Origin of the sequence: Kitasatospora sp. NPDC001527, assembly GCF_040298605.1 — a bacterium.
Lineage (GTDB): Bacteria > Actinomycetota > Actinomycetes > Streptomycetales > Streptomycetaceae > Kitasatospora.
The window spans coordinates 31,637-46,039 of sequence record NZ_JBEPAM010000019.1; the positions used below are offsets into that span (position 1 = coordinate 31,637).

18 protein-coding genes are annotated in these 14,403 nt (G+C 72.4%); 8 read left to right on the plus strand and 10 right to left on the minus strand.

Features of this window, described 5'->3' with window-relative positions:
• Positions 1–69 precede the first annotated feature (69 nt).
• Positions 70–960, plus strand: a complete 891-nt coding sequence (locus ABT238_RS19270) for an FAD-dependent oxidoreductase (RefSeq protein ID WP_350769355.1) — start codon at positions 70–72, stop codon at positions 958–960.
• Between the two features lie 6 nt (positions 961–966).
• On the opposite strand, the gene ABT238_RS19275 is transcribed toward ABT238_RS19270, so the two are convergent.
• The 5 genes from ABT238_RS19275 to ABT238_RS19295 form a co-directional block, all read right to left on the minus strand.
• Entirely contained in the window at positions 967–1,473 is a 507-nt protein-coding gene (locus ABT238_RS19275; protein ID WP_350571136.1) for a hypothetical protein, read from the minus strand.
• A 4-nt stretch (positions 1,474–1,477) separates the two neighbouring features.
• Complete coding sequence (locus ABT238_RS19280) at positions 1,478–2,815, minus strand: AAA family ATPase (RefSeq protein WP_350769368.1); 1,338 nt, start codon at positions 2,813–2,815, stop codon at positions 1,478–1,480.
• Between the two features lie 467 nt (positions 2,816–3,282).
• On the minus strand, positions 3,283–3,681 hold the full coding sequence (locus ABT238_RS19285) for a hypothetical protein (protein ID WP_350571138.1): 399 nt from the start codon (positions 3,679–3,681) through the stop codon (positions 3,283–3,285).
• A 28-nt stretch (positions 3,682–3,709) separates the two neighbouring features.
• Positions 3,710–3,910, minus strand: coding sequence for a DUF397 domain-containing protein (locus ABT238_RS19290; protein ID WP_350571139.1), 201 nt, complete (start codon positions 3,908–3,910; stop codon positions 3,710–3,712).
• Positions 3,911–3,920: 10 nt separating this feature from the next.
• Entirely contained in the window at positions 3,921–4,814 is an 894-nt protein-coding gene (locus ABT238_RS19295; RefSeq protein ID WP_350571140.1) for a helix-turn-helix domain-containing protein, read from the minus strand.
• A gap of 226 nt (positions 4,815–5,040) precedes the next feature.
• Between ABT238_RS19295 and ABT238_RS19300 the strand changes: the two genes are divergently transcribed.
• Genes ABT238_RS19300 through ABT238_RS19310 form a run of 3 tightly spaced genes read left to right on the plus strand, consistent with a single transcriptional unit; the run spans position 5,041 to position 5,758 of the window.
• Positions 5,041–5,406 (plus strand): ATP-binding protein, encoded by a 366-nt coding sequence (locus ABT238_RS19300; RefSeq protein ID WP_350571142.1) that lies wholly within the window; start codon positions 5,041–5,043, stop codon positions 5,404–5,406.
• On the plus strand, positions 5,403–5,639 hold the full coding sequence (locus ABT238_RS19305) for a hypothetical protein (RefSeq protein WP_350769396.1): 237 nt from the start codon (positions 5,403–5,405) through the stop codon (positions 5,637–5,639). Before ABT238_RS19300 ends, ABT238_RS19305 begins: the two co-directional genes overlap by 4 nt.
• Entirely contained in the window at positions 5,636–5,758 is a 123-nt protein-coding gene (locus ABT238_RS19310) for a hypothetical protein (protein WP_350571145.1), read from the plus strand. The genes ABT238_RS19305 and ABT238_RS19310 overlap by 4 nt, the downstream gene beginning before the upstream one ends.
• A gap of 54 nt (positions 5,759–5,812) precedes the next feature.
• Here the strand turns inward: ABT238_RS19310 and ABT238_RS19315 are convergent, their stop codons facing one another.
• Positions 5,813–6,286 (minus strand): Lrp/AsnC family transcriptional regulator, encoded by a 474-nt coding sequence (locus ABT238_RS19315; protein ID WP_350571147.1) that lies wholly within the window; start codon positions 6,284–6,286, stop codon positions 5,813–5,815.
• Positions 6,287–6,408: 122 nt separating this feature from the next.
• On the opposite strand from ABT238_RS19315, the gene ABT238_RS19320 reads away from it, so the two are divergent.
• Entirely contained in the window at positions 6,409–7,239 is an 831-nt protein-coding gene (locus ABT238_RS19320) for a MerR family transcriptional regulator (RefSeq protein ID WP_350769409.1), read from the plus strand.
• A 3-nt stretch (positions 7,240–7,242) separates the two neighbouring features.
• Here ABT238_RS19320 and ABT238_RS19325 read toward each other — a convergent pair whose 3' ends face one another.
• Positions 7,243–7,677 carry a MarR family winged helix-turn-helix transcriptional regulator gene (locus ABT238_RS19325; protein WP_350571150.1) on the minus strand — a complete coding sequence of 145 codons (435 nt, stop codon included), beginning with the start codon at positions 7,675–7,677 and terminating at the stop codon, positions 7,243–7,245.
• 97 nt (positions 7,678–7,774) lie between these two features.
• Here ABT238_RS19325 and ABT238_RS19330 point away from each other — a divergent pair, with 97 nt between their 5' ends.
• Together ABT238_RS19330 and ABT238_RS19335 are read left to right on the plus strand one after the other, a co-directional pair.
• Positions 7,775–8,698, plus strand: a complete 924-nt coding sequence (locus ABT238_RS19330) for a quinone oxidoreductase family protein (protein WP_350571151.1) — start codon at positions 7,775–7,777, stop codon at positions 8,696–8,698.
• A gap of 977 nt (positions 8,699–9,675) precedes the next feature.
• Positions 9,676–9,858 carry a PspC domain-containing protein gene (locus ABT238_RS19335; RefSeq protein ID WP_350571153.1) on the plus strand — a complete coding sequence of 61 codons (183 nt, stop codon included), beginning with the start codon at positions 9,676–9,678 and terminating at the stop codon, positions 9,856–9,858.
• An 82-nt stretch (positions 9,859–9,940) separates the two neighbouring features.
• Here ABT238_RS19335 and ABT238_RS19340 read toward each other — a convergent pair whose 3' ends face one another.
• The 3 genes from ABT238_RS19340 to ABT238_RS19350 form a co-directional block, all read right to left on the minus strand.
• Positions 9,941–10,300 (minus strand): ATP-binding protein, encoded by a 360-nt coding sequence (locus tag ABT238_RS19340; protein WP_350769423.1) that lies wholly within the window; start codon positions 10,298–10,300, stop codon positions 9,941–9,943.
• Between the two features lie 209 nt (positions 10,301–10,509).
• Positions 10,510–11,658 carry an adenosine deaminase gene (locus ABT238_RS19345; RefSeq protein WP_350571155.1) on the minus strand — a complete coding sequence of 383 codons (1,149 nt, stop codon included), beginning with the start codon at positions 11,656–11,658 and terminating at the stop codon, positions 10,510–10,512.
• Between the two features lie 170 nt (positions 11,659–11,828).
• Positions 11,829–12,782: a LysR family transcriptional regulator gene (locus ABT238_RS19350; RefSeq protein WP_350571181.1), complete on the minus strand. Its 954-nt coding sequence runs from the start codon at positions 12,780–12,782 to the stop codon at positions 11,829–11,831.
• A 105-nt stretch (positions 12,783–12,887) separates the two neighbouring features.
• On the opposite strand from ABT238_RS19350, the gene ABT238_RS19355 reads away from it, so the two are divergent.
• A complete protein-coding gene (locus ABT238_RS19355) occupies positions 12,888–14,186 on the plus strand; it encodes an MFS transporter (RefSeq protein WP_350571156.1) in 1,299 nt (432 codons plus the stop codon).
• The last annotated feature ends 217 nt before the right edge of the window (positions 14,187–14,403 follow it).

The following is a 14,403-nucleotide window of genomic DNA, read 5'->3' on the forward strand; positions in this document are numbered from 1 at the left end:
CGAGGCTAGGACGCCACCGGCCGCCCCGGCAACGGCTTTTCCTCCCGGTGGCCGCTACGCTGGCGAGCCATGGTGACCCGGACGTCCAGCGCGCCGTACGACCTGGTGATCGTCGGCGGCGGCCCGGCCGGCTGCGCGGCGGCGGTGATGGCCGCGAGCGTCGGCCTGCGCTCGGCGCTCGTCGAACGGCGCGAACTGGGCGCCACCCTGCGGCGCGTCCCGGCGGTCGGCAACGTGCTCGGCTTCGCCACCGGCACGGCCTTCGCCGACGCCGTCGCGGCGGACGTCCGGCGGGTCGCCGACTCCTGCGACGTCCTGCTCGGCACCCCGGCGACGGAACTGCGCGCCGACGACGAGGGCGTCACCGTCCTCCTCGCCTCCGGGACCGCCGTCCGCGGCCGCTACGCGATCGCCGCCACCGGCGTACGGGCCGCCCTCCCGCACGAGGCCGGCTGGCTCACCTCCGCCGTCGACGCCCCGCCGCCCCTCTGGGAGGCGAACGCCGCCCGCCTGGCCGGCCGCCGCACCCTCGTCCTCGGCGCCGACCGCCCGCTCGGCACCCTGCTGCGCGCCCACCCCGGGGCCCCGCTCGACCTGGTCGTCCCCCACCCGTCCGCGGACGCCTACAAGGCCGACGAGGTCCGCACCGACCCGCGCGTCACCCTCGTCCGGCTCGACGCCCTCGCCCTCCACCGCTCCCCCGAAGGCCAGGTCACCGCGGGCGAGTTGGGCACCTTCGCCCCGGACGCCGTCTTCGTCAACCTCGGCGTCCGACCGGCCGCCCTCCCCGGCACCCTGACCACCACCCCCGACGGCTACTGCCCGCCCGACCGCCAGCACCCCCGCCTCCTCACCGCCGGCGACCTCCGCTCCCCCCGCGCCCAGCGCATCATGACCGCCACCGGCTCCGGCGCCGAAGCCGCCCTCCACGCCTACTACGCCCTCCGCCTGCGCGGTTGACGGCGGCTAGGGAAGTTCGGCCCAGGTCTGCATCGTCGCCTCCAGCGTCCAGATCCGAACCTCTGCCTGGACCCGCGAGGCGTACAAGTCCCGCTCGGCGACGATGCTCAGGTCACCGGCGCCGAGCTGCTGACGCACGGCGTGCTCGGCCAGGTCCATCGCGGTGGCTCCGCCACGGCAGAGGTCGGCCAGGAAGACGGAATCCCAGACCCGTTGATGCAGCCTCCACGGGGCTTCACCTCTGGCGGTCTTCTCCAGCAGGTTCATGAACACCGTGGCCCGTCCGCGGCGCGCCGAGCCTTCCTTGATCTGGAAGATGTGGTTCCCGGTCTCGATGATCGTCGCGGTCGGAAGGATGAAGTGGACCCCGGCCTTCTCCCGGCTGAGCATCTCCGACACCACCTCGGCACGGTGACCGTTCATGTGGGGCACATCGAGGATCTCCACGAAGACCGAGGTGTCCAGGAAGTCGACGACGGGCAACCGGAGCCCGGACCGGCGCTGTCCGCTCACGGATTCACAGGCTCCTCAGGAAGTCCTCGACGCTGGTCACGCCGCCTCGCGGACGCAGCGCGTCCGCGAGGCGGTTCCTGCTGATCGCATCCCCGAGGTCACCCGCCGCCAGGAGGTCGATGTAACCGGGCAGATCGGTCAGGCGGGCCAGCGTGCTCTCACCCGACTCCGGGTCCCGGCTGCACACGACGACACCCGAGTGGTCCTGTGCGTCGAGCGAGTTCAGAAGCGCCGGACTGTGCGTGGTGAACAACACGTCGATGCTGCGCCGCTCCGACTCCTCCTTCATCAGACGCAGCACGCGGGCCGCCTGCGTCGGATAGAGGCCGTTCTCGATCTCCTCGATCACCAGGTGCCGCTGGGCCGGCAGCGCCGCCTCGTCGCCGTCGGCGACGGGTGCGCTGAGCAGCGCGGTCCCGAAGGCCAGGAACCGCAGCATGCCGTCGCTGAGGAGCCTGGCGGGGACGGCGTGGTCCTTGCCGTGGTAGCCGGACTCGCGGAGCACCAGCTGGACGTCACCGAGCCTCGTGTCGACGCTGGTGATACCGCGTACGGGAAACTCGGGCATCCCCGCGACCAGCTCCGTCAACCGGGCGAAGGCCGACCTGTCGGTCCCGCGCAGGTGCTCCACCACCGCGCTGAGGTTGTCGGCGCTGCGCCTGAGCTCGGTGTCACGGGCGTTGACGTACTGCCGCATGAGGTGCGGGACCGGATCGAGCAGAAAGACCTCGCGCAGGACGGCGAGCACGTCCTGCGCGGCCCGGTGGACGAGCTTGGTCGCCTCGGTGGTCGCGGGAAGCCGAACCGGCACCTGACCGGTGAGGAGTCGATCGGCGGCGAAGGGGACTCCCGGGTCCACTCCCCGCAAGCCGTTGAAGTAGCGGACCTTGAGGTCGGTGCGGCTCGGGTCCGGGGTGTCGCTGGCCAGCAGGGACCGGCCGGCCGCGAGCCGGCGGCCCCCGTAGAGCGCCCCCTCCACCGCCGTCAGGGTCTCCCGCAGAACCCTCACCTCGGGACGGACCGCGATCTCCACATCCAGGTCGAAGACCGCCTGGCCCGACTGCACGCGGCACCCGAGGGCGAAGCTGTCCGCCCCCAGCGGCGCACAGCCCTCGGCCCCGCCACGGATGGGCTCCTCACCACCGCTCCGCAGCCCGTCCAGCGCATCGCGCACCGGCTCGCCCAGGGCAAGGCGGGACAGCACCATCAGGCCGTCCAGGGCGTTGGACTTGCCGCTGCCGTTGCGGCCGATCAGCACCGTCAGGTCCTGAAGCGGCAGGCACTGGCCCGTGAAGCTCTTGAAGGAGGTCAGGCGCACCTCCACCAGACGGGGAGTCTCCACCCAGCACCCTCTCTCGCTCGTCCCGGCCCAGGCTGTGCAGCGACAGCAAGCCTACGCGGGCTCGTCACCGTTCCCGCCGTCCTCCACCGGTGGGGTGGGAAGTCGGCGGATCCGACTTCCCACCCCACTGCCGGGCCCGGCACCCTTCGAGGTCTGTCAGGTGAGAACGGGACCGACCTGGCCCGACTGCTCCGCGACCTCCGGAAGTGATCCGGAGAGAGGGCGTTGGAAGCGTCGGCGTCCGAGTTCGGCTGTTTCCTGCTCGCCATGACGACTGGCAGGCGATGCTGTTCGACACGGCGAAATCGTTCACCTTCGTGCTCGCGGACCAGGTTGTGCCGTGGTCGCCGACCCGATCGATAGCACGCGTGGCTGGACGGGCCCGGGCGCGTGGTCGGTGACGTCAGACGGTGATCGGCACGGTGGCCGGGCACGGACGGTCGTCCGCGCCCGGCCTCTGCGCGTTGTCAGGCGGTCGGGCGGAGGCTGCGGACGGCGAGGAAGAAGGCGGCGGCGGTGAGGGTGGTGGAGAGGAGGAAGAGGAGGGCGATGCCGAGGTGGAGGAGGGCGTGCGGTTCGCGGAGGATCCGGGCGAGGACGAGGTAGCCGGCGGATGCGGTGAGGAGGGCCCCGAGAACGGGGGCGGACCATCGGTGGAACGCGAGCCGTTCGGGGAGGGCGGAGAGGAGGGAGCCGGTGGGTATGGAGACGAAGGTCCCGAAGAGGAGGCCCACCATGGCCCCGAGCGGTACCGAGGTGTAGTGGAAGGCGACGAGCGCGACCAGGGCGCCCCAGAGGGCCCCGCCGATGACGCCGACCTGGGTGGTGCGAACGATGAGCTGGATACGCCAGGCTTTGGCGTTCATCGCTGGAGGTCCTCCGGAGCTGGGCTGATCAGGAGAGATGGTCGAACTCGCCGGCCTTGACGGCCAGCAGGAAGGAACCGAGCTTCGCTACGTCAATGACCAGAACACTCTCCGGGTCATCGGACTCCCGCAGATGACGAAGGCCCGCCGTGCCCGCGGCAAGTTCAACGCAGTTGCCGCCCGCGTTTGAGCCGCTGAACGATGACTTCTGCCAACGCAGTTCTGGCATCAGGCGCCCTTCACGTTTGGAGCAGGTAGAGAAGATGTCGGATGAGCCCCCACGAGTCACGCGACGACGAGAGCGCGAGGGACGACTGGCCGGTGTCGATCGGAGGCAGCGCAAGATCGCTCAACTTGTTGAAGGTCCTGCGGTACGTCTCGATCGACTGCCGGTCGCCAAGATACTCGGTGTGGCTTGGGTGATCCACAACAACGGTGGAGAGAGCCGCTGATCCCGGGTCCAGAAGGAAGAACTGACTGGTGTGCGGCGGCTTCTGCAACGCCGTGAAGGGGAAGACCTGGATGGTCACATTGGGAAGCTCGGAGACCTCAAGCAGGTGCGCCAGCTGAGCCCTCATGACCTCATCGCCGGGGAACCGCAGGCGCAGCGCCGTCTCATGAATCACGAATCTGAACTCCCGCCGCGGGAGATCGGTCAGGATCCGCTGCCGCTTCAGCCGGAACTCGATCTCCGCTTCCGCATTCAGCTTGCGGTCGCGATGAGCGTCTTCGTAGATCGCTTCGGCATATGCGGGCACCTGCAGGAGGCCGGGCACGTAGAACGTCTCGTAGTTGTCGACCAGAGCCGCGCTGTCCTCGGCCTCGGCCAGGTCGAGCGCGAGATCCGGCACGCGATCGGCGAACTCCGACCACCACCCCTTGCCCGTTCGCCGCCCCATGTCCGCGAGTTTGGCCCGATAGACCGGATCCTCACAGCCGTAAGCGTCGAGCCAGATCCCCAGCCGTTCCTGATTGAGGCCCGTTCGGCCCGCCTCCGTATGGCTGACGGCCGGACTCTTCATCCCCACCAGTGCGCCGGCCTCCGGAGCGGACAAGCCCGCCGCCAACCGCAGGCGCTGCAACTCCTCGCCGAAGCGGCGCTGCCGCTGGCTGATCTCTCCCCTGAGCCCCACAGCGTTCCTTCCCTCTCCCCGAGTGTTCCGCATCGGCTCGATCCGACGCCACCGGTCAAGCATCACCCACAAGGGTCAACCTTGTCGCATCAGTTGCAACGTTTTGACTTTGCATCCTACTCTCGGTGTTGCACCGATCACGCGACGGATCGTCAGTCACCTTTGTCTTCTTAGAGACTGATCCTCCGTCGGTGATTCACTCCTCCCCACCTCATGGAGGTCCCCCATGTGTGCCCCCAACCCTCCCGACTGGTTCGTCGTCCGTCACGAGTTGCGCACCCTCCTCACCACGGCCGGCTGGCACCCCGACGCCGTCCACGACGCCGAACTCGCCCTTCACGAGCTGTTCGTGAACGCCTGGACGCACGCGGGCACGCGGGCGCCCCACGTCATCGTCTCCCTCTGCCCCCGTACGCTGCGGGTCTCGGTCTGCGACGACAGCCCGGACCTGCCCGAGCCCCTCATCCCCACCGACCTCTACGCGCTCTCCGGGCGCGGTCTCCACCTCGTGCGCGCCCTCACCCACCGATTCGGCGCCACCCCCACCAAGTCCGGCAAGGTGGTCTGGTTCGAGCTGGAGGCCGCCGCGTGAACGTCCCGCTCGAACCCCACGACAAGATCCTCCGCACCTACACCGAGCCTGAGGTGACCGACCTGATCCGTGAACTCCACGAGCGGGGCAAGCCGTTCGGCATCCAGTGGGGCTCCGCCGCCGTCAACGGCGCCACCATCGACGGCCGCCTCCTCGTCGACTTCGGCGACACCTCCGTCGCCACCCTCCTCAACCTCCTCACCCTCCTCCGCGAAGGGCTCAGGACGCCGTGAACTTCCTCATCGGCACGGCCTTCGCCGTCCTTCTCGCCCTCGCCATCGCTACCGTCATCACCGGCGTCGTCACCGCTCTCAAGGTCCACGGCAACGAGGAAAACGAGCACAACTGCTGAACGTTACGGCGGCTGCCGCCCCAGCCGCCGTCAACTCGAATGGGAGCAGTGTTGCTACTGCTCCGCCGCCCCCACGCGGGGCACCGCGGGGCCCCGGGGCGTGAGGGGGCGGCTCAGGACGAGATTGGTCGTGGTGCTCCCGAACTGGGCCAGCTCGTCGACGATCTCCTCCAGGTGACCCATCGACGTCGTCGCGATCTTCAGCGCATAACAGTCGTCCCCGGTGGTCCGCAGGCACTCCAGGATCTCCGAGCGCTCCTCCAGCAGCCGCCGCAGCGGCTCGTGCCGCGCCGCCGGTCCCGGGTACTTCAACCGTACGACCGCCGTCACCGGGTACCCCGTGCGCTCCAGGTCCACCTCGGCCCGGTAGCCGGTGATCACCCCCGCCGTCTCCAGCCGCCGCACCCGCTCCGTCGTCGCCGACGCGCTCAGGTTCACCCGCCGCGCCAGCTCGGTGAACGCGATCCGCCCGTCCTCCTGGAGCTCGGCCAGGATCGCCCAGTCCGTCGCGTCAAGAATCTCGGTCATGAGCCCAGATTGCCGGTGATTCCACGGCGGAACAACCCCTCAACCGGGGGATGTCACACCAGTCAATCCAGCCGACACGGTCGCTTGCCCCTCTCCCTGGGGCAAGGCGCAGAGTGTTCCCCGTGCACGAGGACTTGATCACCATCGGCGAGCTCGCCGCCCTCACCAGGCTCAGCCCCAAGGCGCTGCGCCTCTACGGGGAGCGCGGGCTGCTGCCGCCCGCCCACGTCGACCCGCACACCGGGTTCCGCCGCTACGGCCTCGCCCAGGTCGAACGGGCCCGCCGGATCGCGCTGTTGCGCGCCGTCGGCATGCCGCTGGCCCTGATCGCGGCCGCGCTCGACGCGGACGGCGACGAGTCCGCGCGCCTGCTCGACGCCTACTGGCGCGAGCAGGAACGCACGCACACGGCCCGCCGGGAGGCGGCGGGCTACGCCCGAGCAGTGCTCACCGGAAGGAGCCCCACCGTGTACGAGATCGCCGAACGCGACGTGCCCGAGCAGAAGGTGCTGTTCACCCGGCGCCATGTGACCATCGCCGACCTGCCCGCCTTCCTCGGCGAGGCGAGCGAGCAGCTGCTCGCGCACCTGCGGAGCACGGACGCATGCCTGTCCGGCCCCCTCTTCGCGATCTACCACGGCGTGGTGAGCGAGGACTCCGACGGCCCGGTCGAGGTCTGCGCACCGACGGCGAACACCGTCGAACCGGCCGGCCCGATCGGCGTCCGCATCGAGCCGGCGCACCGCGAGGCGTACACCGAGCTGACCAGGGCCCACCCGGGCTTCGCCGCGATGGCGACCGTCCACGACGCCGTCGTCGCCTGGCTCGGCGAGCACGGCTACGCCCGCAGCGCGTCCAATCGCGAGGTGTACTACCCGAACCACCTGACCGCCGCCGACGGCGAGCACATCGCGGACGTCGCCGTCCCGTTCCGCCCCCGCCCGGCCGCGTAGCGGCTACACCCCCGCCTCGTGCAGCCGCCCGAGCAGCGCCATCAGCTGCCGCTGCTCGCCGGGGGTGAGCGGGGCCAGCAGCTCTTCATTGGCCGACTCGGCGAGCTCCGCGCACCGGGCGAGGACGGCGACGCCCTCCGGGGTGACGGTGACGGCGTTCTTCCGCCGGTCGGCCGGATCCGGCGCGCGCAGGACGTAGCCGGCCCGCTGGAGGTGGTTGAGCACGCCGACCATGTCCTTGGGGTCGACGGCGAGCCTCCGCCCCAACTCGGCCTGCGCCACCGGCCCGTACTCGGCCACGGCGGCGAGCACGGCGTGCTGGAGGAGCTTCAGCCCCTGGGCCGCGATCGCGTCGGCGACCAGGCCCCGTCCACGCGCCGCGACGCGCCCGACGAGCCAGCTCGGCAGGGACTGGATGTGCTGGAGCGGCGTGGTCACGGGTCCCAGCCTACTCCGATTTTCATTGGATACTCCAACGATTCCCCCATTATCGTTGGAGTGTCCAATGATTCCATGGCCGGATCGGGGAGGTCCCGTGCTGCGTGTCCGTCATGAGGCCGACGGTGGTCCCGGGCTGTTGCGGGCCGAGCAGGCCGCGGTACCGGAGGCCGGCGCCGGGGACCTGCTCGTCCGGGTGGAGGCCGTCGGCGTCACCCTTCCCACCGTCCGCAGGCTCCGCGACAGCCGAGAGCCCCTCGCCCTCGGCGGCGAGATCGCCGGGCGCGTCGCCGCCACCGGCCCCGGCGTCACCGGCTTCGCGGCCGGCGACCGCGTCACCGGGCTCTGCTTCGCCGACGCCTACGCCGAGTTCGCCGTCCTGCCCACCGCGATGGCCTCGCACGTCCCGGACGACGCGACCGCCGTCGAGGCCGTCGCCCTGGTCCGCAGCGGCCTCGTCGCCCGCGGCGCCCACGAGGCCGCCCGTCTCGAACCGGGCGAGCGCGTCCTCGTCACCGCCGCCGCGAGCGGGGTCGGCACGCTCGCCCTCCAGTACGCCCGGGCCGGCGGCGCGGGCCGCGTCGTCGCCGCCGTGAGCAGCGCCGCCAAGGCCGGCTTCGTCCGCTCCCTCGGCGCCGACGAGGTGGTGCTCTACGAGGACCTCGCCCGGGGCGGCCCGTACGACGCGATCCTCGACGGCGTCGGCGGCGACCTCCTCCCGGGCGCCGTCCGCGCCCTGGCGACCGGCGGCCGGCTGGTCGCCTACAGCTCCGGCGGCGGCACGGTCGAGGCGTACGAACTCCTGCTGCGCGGCGCCTCGCTGATCGGTTTCCAGATCCGCGCCGTCGCCACCGGCCGGCCCGAGCTCTACGCCCGCTGGCGCGACGACCTCTGGCGGCTGCGCGCCGCCGGTACCCTGCGCCCCGCCGTCCACGGCGAGATCCCCCTCGCCGAGGCCGCCCGCGCCCACGCCCTCGTCGAGCAGCGCCGCAATCTCGGCAAGGTGGTCCTGGTGCCGTGACCCGCGCCACCGGGTCACCGGGTCACCGGCTCAGGCGGAGACGGTCGGGAGCCCGACGGTCAGGGCGGTCAGGACGCTGACCACGTCGTCGAAGCCGTACTTCCCGGCCCGAAGTCCGCCCAGGCTTGTCATCACCCGGACCCGCGAAGTCGACAGCGCTCAGCGGAACGGCCTGACCGCCCGCCGTCACGTACACCGTCGCGTCGGCGCCCGTGACGTCCTTCACGACCGCACCGTTCCGCACGGACCTCACGACCGCCCCCCCGGGGGGGCACATCCACCTCCGGTTCGGCGTGCGGGCCGTGCAGAACGGCTGGCTGCCGCAGCGCGCCTGACAGGGCGCTTCACCCGGGACTGGGCTCGGTCCGGCACCTCGGAGCGGGACGTCCAGCCGTCGACGGCGGACCCGGAGGCGGCCACCGGACCGGCGGCGGCGAGGCGGACGAGACGGGAGGGCTTCGCGGGCACGGCAGTACCCCCGGCGGTGGAAGGGGAGGAGAACCCGCACGACCGGTGGGACGGCCCGTGTTCCGAGCAGCGCCCGGTCGGTGAGCGGTCCGGCCGCTCGCGGGGTCCGAGGCCCGCCGATGTCGCGTCCACCAGCGGCGAGCATCAGTCTTCCCCGAGGAGTCGGCGCACGGAAGGCCGGCCGGCTGGACGGAACCGTCCCTGGCCGGAACCGTCCACCGCGCGGTCCGGCACGGTCCGGCACGGTCCGGCACCTTCGCGGGGCCGCGCCGCCAGCCGGGCGCGCCGGAGTGGGAAGTCGGCCGGGCCGACTTCCCGCTCCACCGCCCCGCCAATCTCCGGGCCGACCCTGAGCGCAACCCCGAGAAGACGTCCTGCCGGACGATGACGCAGGTCAGGGGCGGGATCGGCTTGCGGGGTGAGGCTTTCGGCGGGACGGCGGCGGAGCATGGAAGTACGCCAGCCGGAGGGACCGGCCGACGGCGTCACCACTGCCCCTGGAGTTCACCATGAGCCGCCTCGCCCGCCCCCGCCACAACCGTGTCATCGCCGGCGTCTGCGCCGGGATCGCCGAGCGCTTCGGGCTCACGCCGTGGACCGTGCGGGCCATCTTCCTGGCCTCCTGCCTGCTGCCCGGCCCGCAGTTCCTGATCTACCTGGCGCTCTGGCTGCTGCTCCCCCAGGAGCCGTGACGCCCAAGGACGCCGAAGGGGCCGCCCGCTTCCCCGGGAGGAGAGCGGGCGGCCCCTTCGGGCGTGCTGCGCGGCGGACGGGTCAGCCGGTCAGGCCCGGCAGCGGGAGGGTCTGGGTGAGCCCGCCGAGCGGGGTCTTGTCGAGACCCGGCACCGTCGGCAGGGCGCCCCGGTTGCTGGTGACCCCGGCGATCGGGGCGGCGGCCTCGCCCGCGCTCGGGGCGAGCGTGCCGAGGGTGCTGCTGACCTTGTCGGCGACCGGCAGCTTGCCCGCGGTGTCGGTGAGGGCCTTGGCGGTCGCCGGGTTGGTCAGCAGGTTGGTCGGGAGCCCGAGACCACCGGTGGCGGTGGCGGGGGCGGCGGACGCGCCGCCGGCACCCACCGCGGCGATCGCGATGCCGAGCACGGCGGTGCCGGCGGCCTTGAGAGTGGCCTGCTTCATGTGGTTCGTCCCCTTGGGTCCTCGTCGGTGGCCGACACACGGGGCCGACGCGACGGGGCCCGCCGCCACGGCTGGTCGGCAATGACGGGCACACCGTAGTGAGGGGACCGCACGCGCTTCAATGGCGGTTCACCCGCCCGAGCGAGAAGTCGGATGAACGCCAACTCCCGTGGCGGAGAGCGGCGTTCATCCGGTCATCCCGGAGGGGCTCAGCTGCCGGCGCTGAACAGCCACTCCGCCTTGAGCTCGGCGTAGCCCGGCTTGATCACGTCGTTGATCATCGCGAGCCGCTCGTCGAACGGCAGGAAGGCCGACTTCATCGCGTTCACGGTGAACCACTCCAGGTCCCCCAGCGTGTAGCCGAAGGCCTCGACCAGGTGCGCGAACTCGCGGCTCATGCTGGTGCCGCTCATCAGCCGGTTGTCGGTGTTCACGGTGACCCGGAACTTCAGCCGGCTGAGCAGCCCGATCGGGTGCTCGGCGTACGACGTGGCCGCGCCGGTCTGCAGGTTGGAGGTGGGGCACATCTCCAGCGGGATGCGCTTGTCGCGCACGTACGCGGCGAGGCGGCCCAGCGTGACGGTGCCGTCCCCCTCGACCGTGATGTCGTCGACGATCCGCACGCCGTGGCCGAGGCGGTCGGCGCCGCAGCACTGCAGGGCCTCCCAGATCGACGGCAGGCCGAAGGCCTCGCCCGCGTGGATGGTGAAGTGGTTGTTCTCGCCCTTGAGATAGTCGAAGGCGGCCTGGTGGCGGGTGGGAGGGTAGCCCGCCTCGGCGCCGGCGATGTCGAAGCCGACGACGCCGGCGTCGCGGTGACGGTTGGCCAGTTCGGCGATCTCCGACGAGCGGGCGGCGTGCCGCATCGCGGTGATCAGGGTGCCGATCCGGATCCGGTGGCCGGCGGCGCGGGCGCTGGCCTCGCCGAGCCGGAAGCCCTCCTGGACGGCCTCGACGACCTCGTCCAGGGTCAGGCCGCGCTCCAGGTGCTGCTCGGGGGCGTAGCGGACCTCGGCGTAGACGACGCCGTCCGCGGCGAGGTCCTCCGCGCAGTCGGCGGCGACCTTGATCAGGGCCTCACGGGTCTGCATGACGGCGCAGGTGTGGGCGAAGGTCTCCAGGTAGCGGACCAGCGAGCCGGAGTCGGCCGCCTCGCGGAACCACTCGCCGAGCGCCTTGGGGTCGGTGCTGGGGAGGCCCTCGTAGCCGACGGCGGCCGCCAGCTCGACCACGGTCTCGGGGCGCAGGCCGCCGTCGAGGTGGTCGTGCAGGAGCACCTTCGGCGCGCGGGCGATCTGCTCGGGGGTGGGAATCCGGGGGCCGGTGCCCGCGGTGGTGACGGGGATCTGCTTCTCCATTGCGGGAGTGTAGCTCCTACGCGCGTAGACAGGCCACCGTCCGCTGGGCCGAATCGTCCAATGTCCACCGGGAATTCCACCAAAGGGACGATCCGGGCAACCTACTCGCCAGTCAGCCTCCCGGACGCCGACCGCGCCAGCCGCTCCGGCCGGACACCGCCCCCACCGCCTCAGTCGTGCGCCAGCAGCCGCCCCCGCCGCGACAGCACGAAGTCCCGGAACGCCACCGCCGGCGGGGTCAGCGGCCGCCCCGCCGCCCAGGCCAGCCCGATCGCCCGCCGGGTGCGCGGCGCCGTCACCTCCAGCTCCACCACCCCCGGCCGGGGCACCAGCGCCGGGGGCAGCAGCGCCACCCCCAGCCCCGCCGCCACCAGCCCGCGCAGCGTCTCGGTCTCCTCCCCCTCGAACGCGATCCGCGGCACGAACCCCGCCTCCGCACAGAAGCCGTCCGTGATCGCCCGCATCCCGTAGCCCGGCTCCAGCCCGACGAACGGCTCCTCGGCCACCTCCGCCAGCCGGATCCGGCGCCGCCCGGCCAGCCGGTGGTCCGCCGGGACCACCAGGTGCAGCCGCTGCTCGTCCAGCCGGCGGGCGACCAGCGCCGGATCGTCGTCCGGGACCGGCGCGACCAGGCACAGGTCCAGCTCCCCCGCCCGCAGCCGGTCCAGCATCGCGCCCACGTAGTCCTGCACCAGCTGGAAGCGCACCAACGGGTACGCCGCCCGGAAGTCCCGCAGCAGGGCCGGCACCGCGTCCGTCCCCATGGTGTGCAGGAAACCGAACGCCACCCGCCCGGTCTCCGGGTCGGCCTCCGCCCGGGCCGCCTCGGCGCCGCGCTCGACCTCGGCCAGCGCCCGCTCCACCGAGGCCAGCAGCAGCCGGCCCGCCCGGGTCAGCCGGACCGTGCGGCCCTGCCGGGCGAGCAGGTCGACGCCCAGCTCCGCCTCCAGCCGGGCCACCGCCCGGGACAGCGTCGGCTGCGGCATCGCCAGCAGCGCCGCCGCCTGGGTCACGTGCTCCAGCCGGGCGACCGCCGCGAACTGGGCCAGCAGCGGGGCGAGTTGCACCGCCGGAAGGTCCGGTCCGAGCTCCGCGAGCCGGGCCGGCTCGGTCCCGGCGGCCATGACGTTCTCCATCCCCTGCCCCTTGCTGCGCTCATGCACCGACGCATCGATTGTCGCCGGTTCATGCATTGGACGCATCAGCGCGGCGGTTCTACCGTCGACGTCATGCAGCCCTCCAGTACCGGGGCGTCCGCGACCCTGCCGGACGCCCTCACCCAGCCGATGCCCCGCCGAGACGACCGCCACCGTCCCGGCCAGCGCTCCTTCCGGCGCGCGAACCTCGCGCTCTTCGCGGCCGGCGTCGCGACCTTCGTCCTCCTCTACTCCACCCAGGGCCTGCTGCCGGTCCTCTCCGACGACCTCGGCCTCACCCCCGGTCAGGCCAGCTGGACGGCCTCCGCCGCCACCCTCGGCCTGGCGCTCGCCCTGCTCCCCGCCAGCGCGCTCTCCGACCGGTACGGCCGCACCGCCGTGATGACGGCCTCCACCCTCGCCGCCTCCGCCCTCGCGCTCGCCCTGCCGTTCGCGCCGGACCTCACCACCCTGGTCGTGCTCCGGGTGCTCCAGGGCGCCGCGCTCGCCGGCCTCCCCGCCACCGCGATGGCCTACCTCGCCGAGGAGGTCCACCCCTCCGCGCTGGCCTCCGCGATGGGCCTGTACGTGGCGGGCAACAGCATCGGCGGCATGGGCGGACGGCTGCTCTCCGGCTGGGTCGCGGCCGGCTTCGGCTGGCGCTGGGGGCTCGCCGCCTCCGCCGTCCTCGCCCTGCTGGCCACCCTGGCCTTCCGGCTGCTGATCCCCGCCGCCCGGCACTTCACCCCGGCCCCGGTGGACGCCCGCGCCCTGGCCCGCACCGTCGGCCGGCACCTGCGCAACCCGCTGCTGCTGCGGCTGTACGCACTGGGTCTGCTGTTCATGGCGGTGTTCGGAGCGGTCTACAACACCGTCGGCTACCGGCTGATCGCCGCGCCCTTCCACCTGCCGGAGTCGATCGCCGCCTCGATCTTCGTGGTCTACCTGGTCGGCACCGGCACCTCCGCCGCCGCGGGCCGGCTCTCCGCCCGGCTCGGCCGGCGCGGCGCGCTGTACGCCGCGATCGGCACCACCACCCTGGGGCTGCTGCTCTCGCTCGCCGACTCCCTGGCCCTCGCCCTGCTCGGGCTGGTGCTGATCACCGCCGGCTTCTTCGCCGGCCACGCCACCGCCTCCGCCGCCGTCGGCCGCACCGTCACCGAGGGCCGCGCCCAGGCCTCCGCGCTCTACCTGATCGCCTACTACCTGGGCAACAGCCTCGGCGGCACCACCGGCGCCGACGCCTACCACGCCACCGGCTGGCCCGGCGCCGCCACCATCGGCCTCACCGCCATGGCCCTCGCCGCCGCCGTCACCCTCTACGCCACCCGTCAGGCCCACACCGCCACCCGCCGGGCCGAACGCCTGCCGGGCAGACTTTCCGCCCGGTAGCTCTCCCCCGTGGAAGCTCAGGAGCCGGCATCCGCCGTTCCGGAGGACCAGGAACGGTTCCGGAGTCCGGCCTGGCAGAGCAAGGAGGCCGAGGTCGACCTGGGAGAGATCAAGCACCACGCCGAAGACCGCGGGCCGGGGGATACCTGACGCTCGTTGTCAGGTATCCCCCGTAGCTTTCCTCGCGTCCCACCGGTACCGCGCGAACAGAGGAACG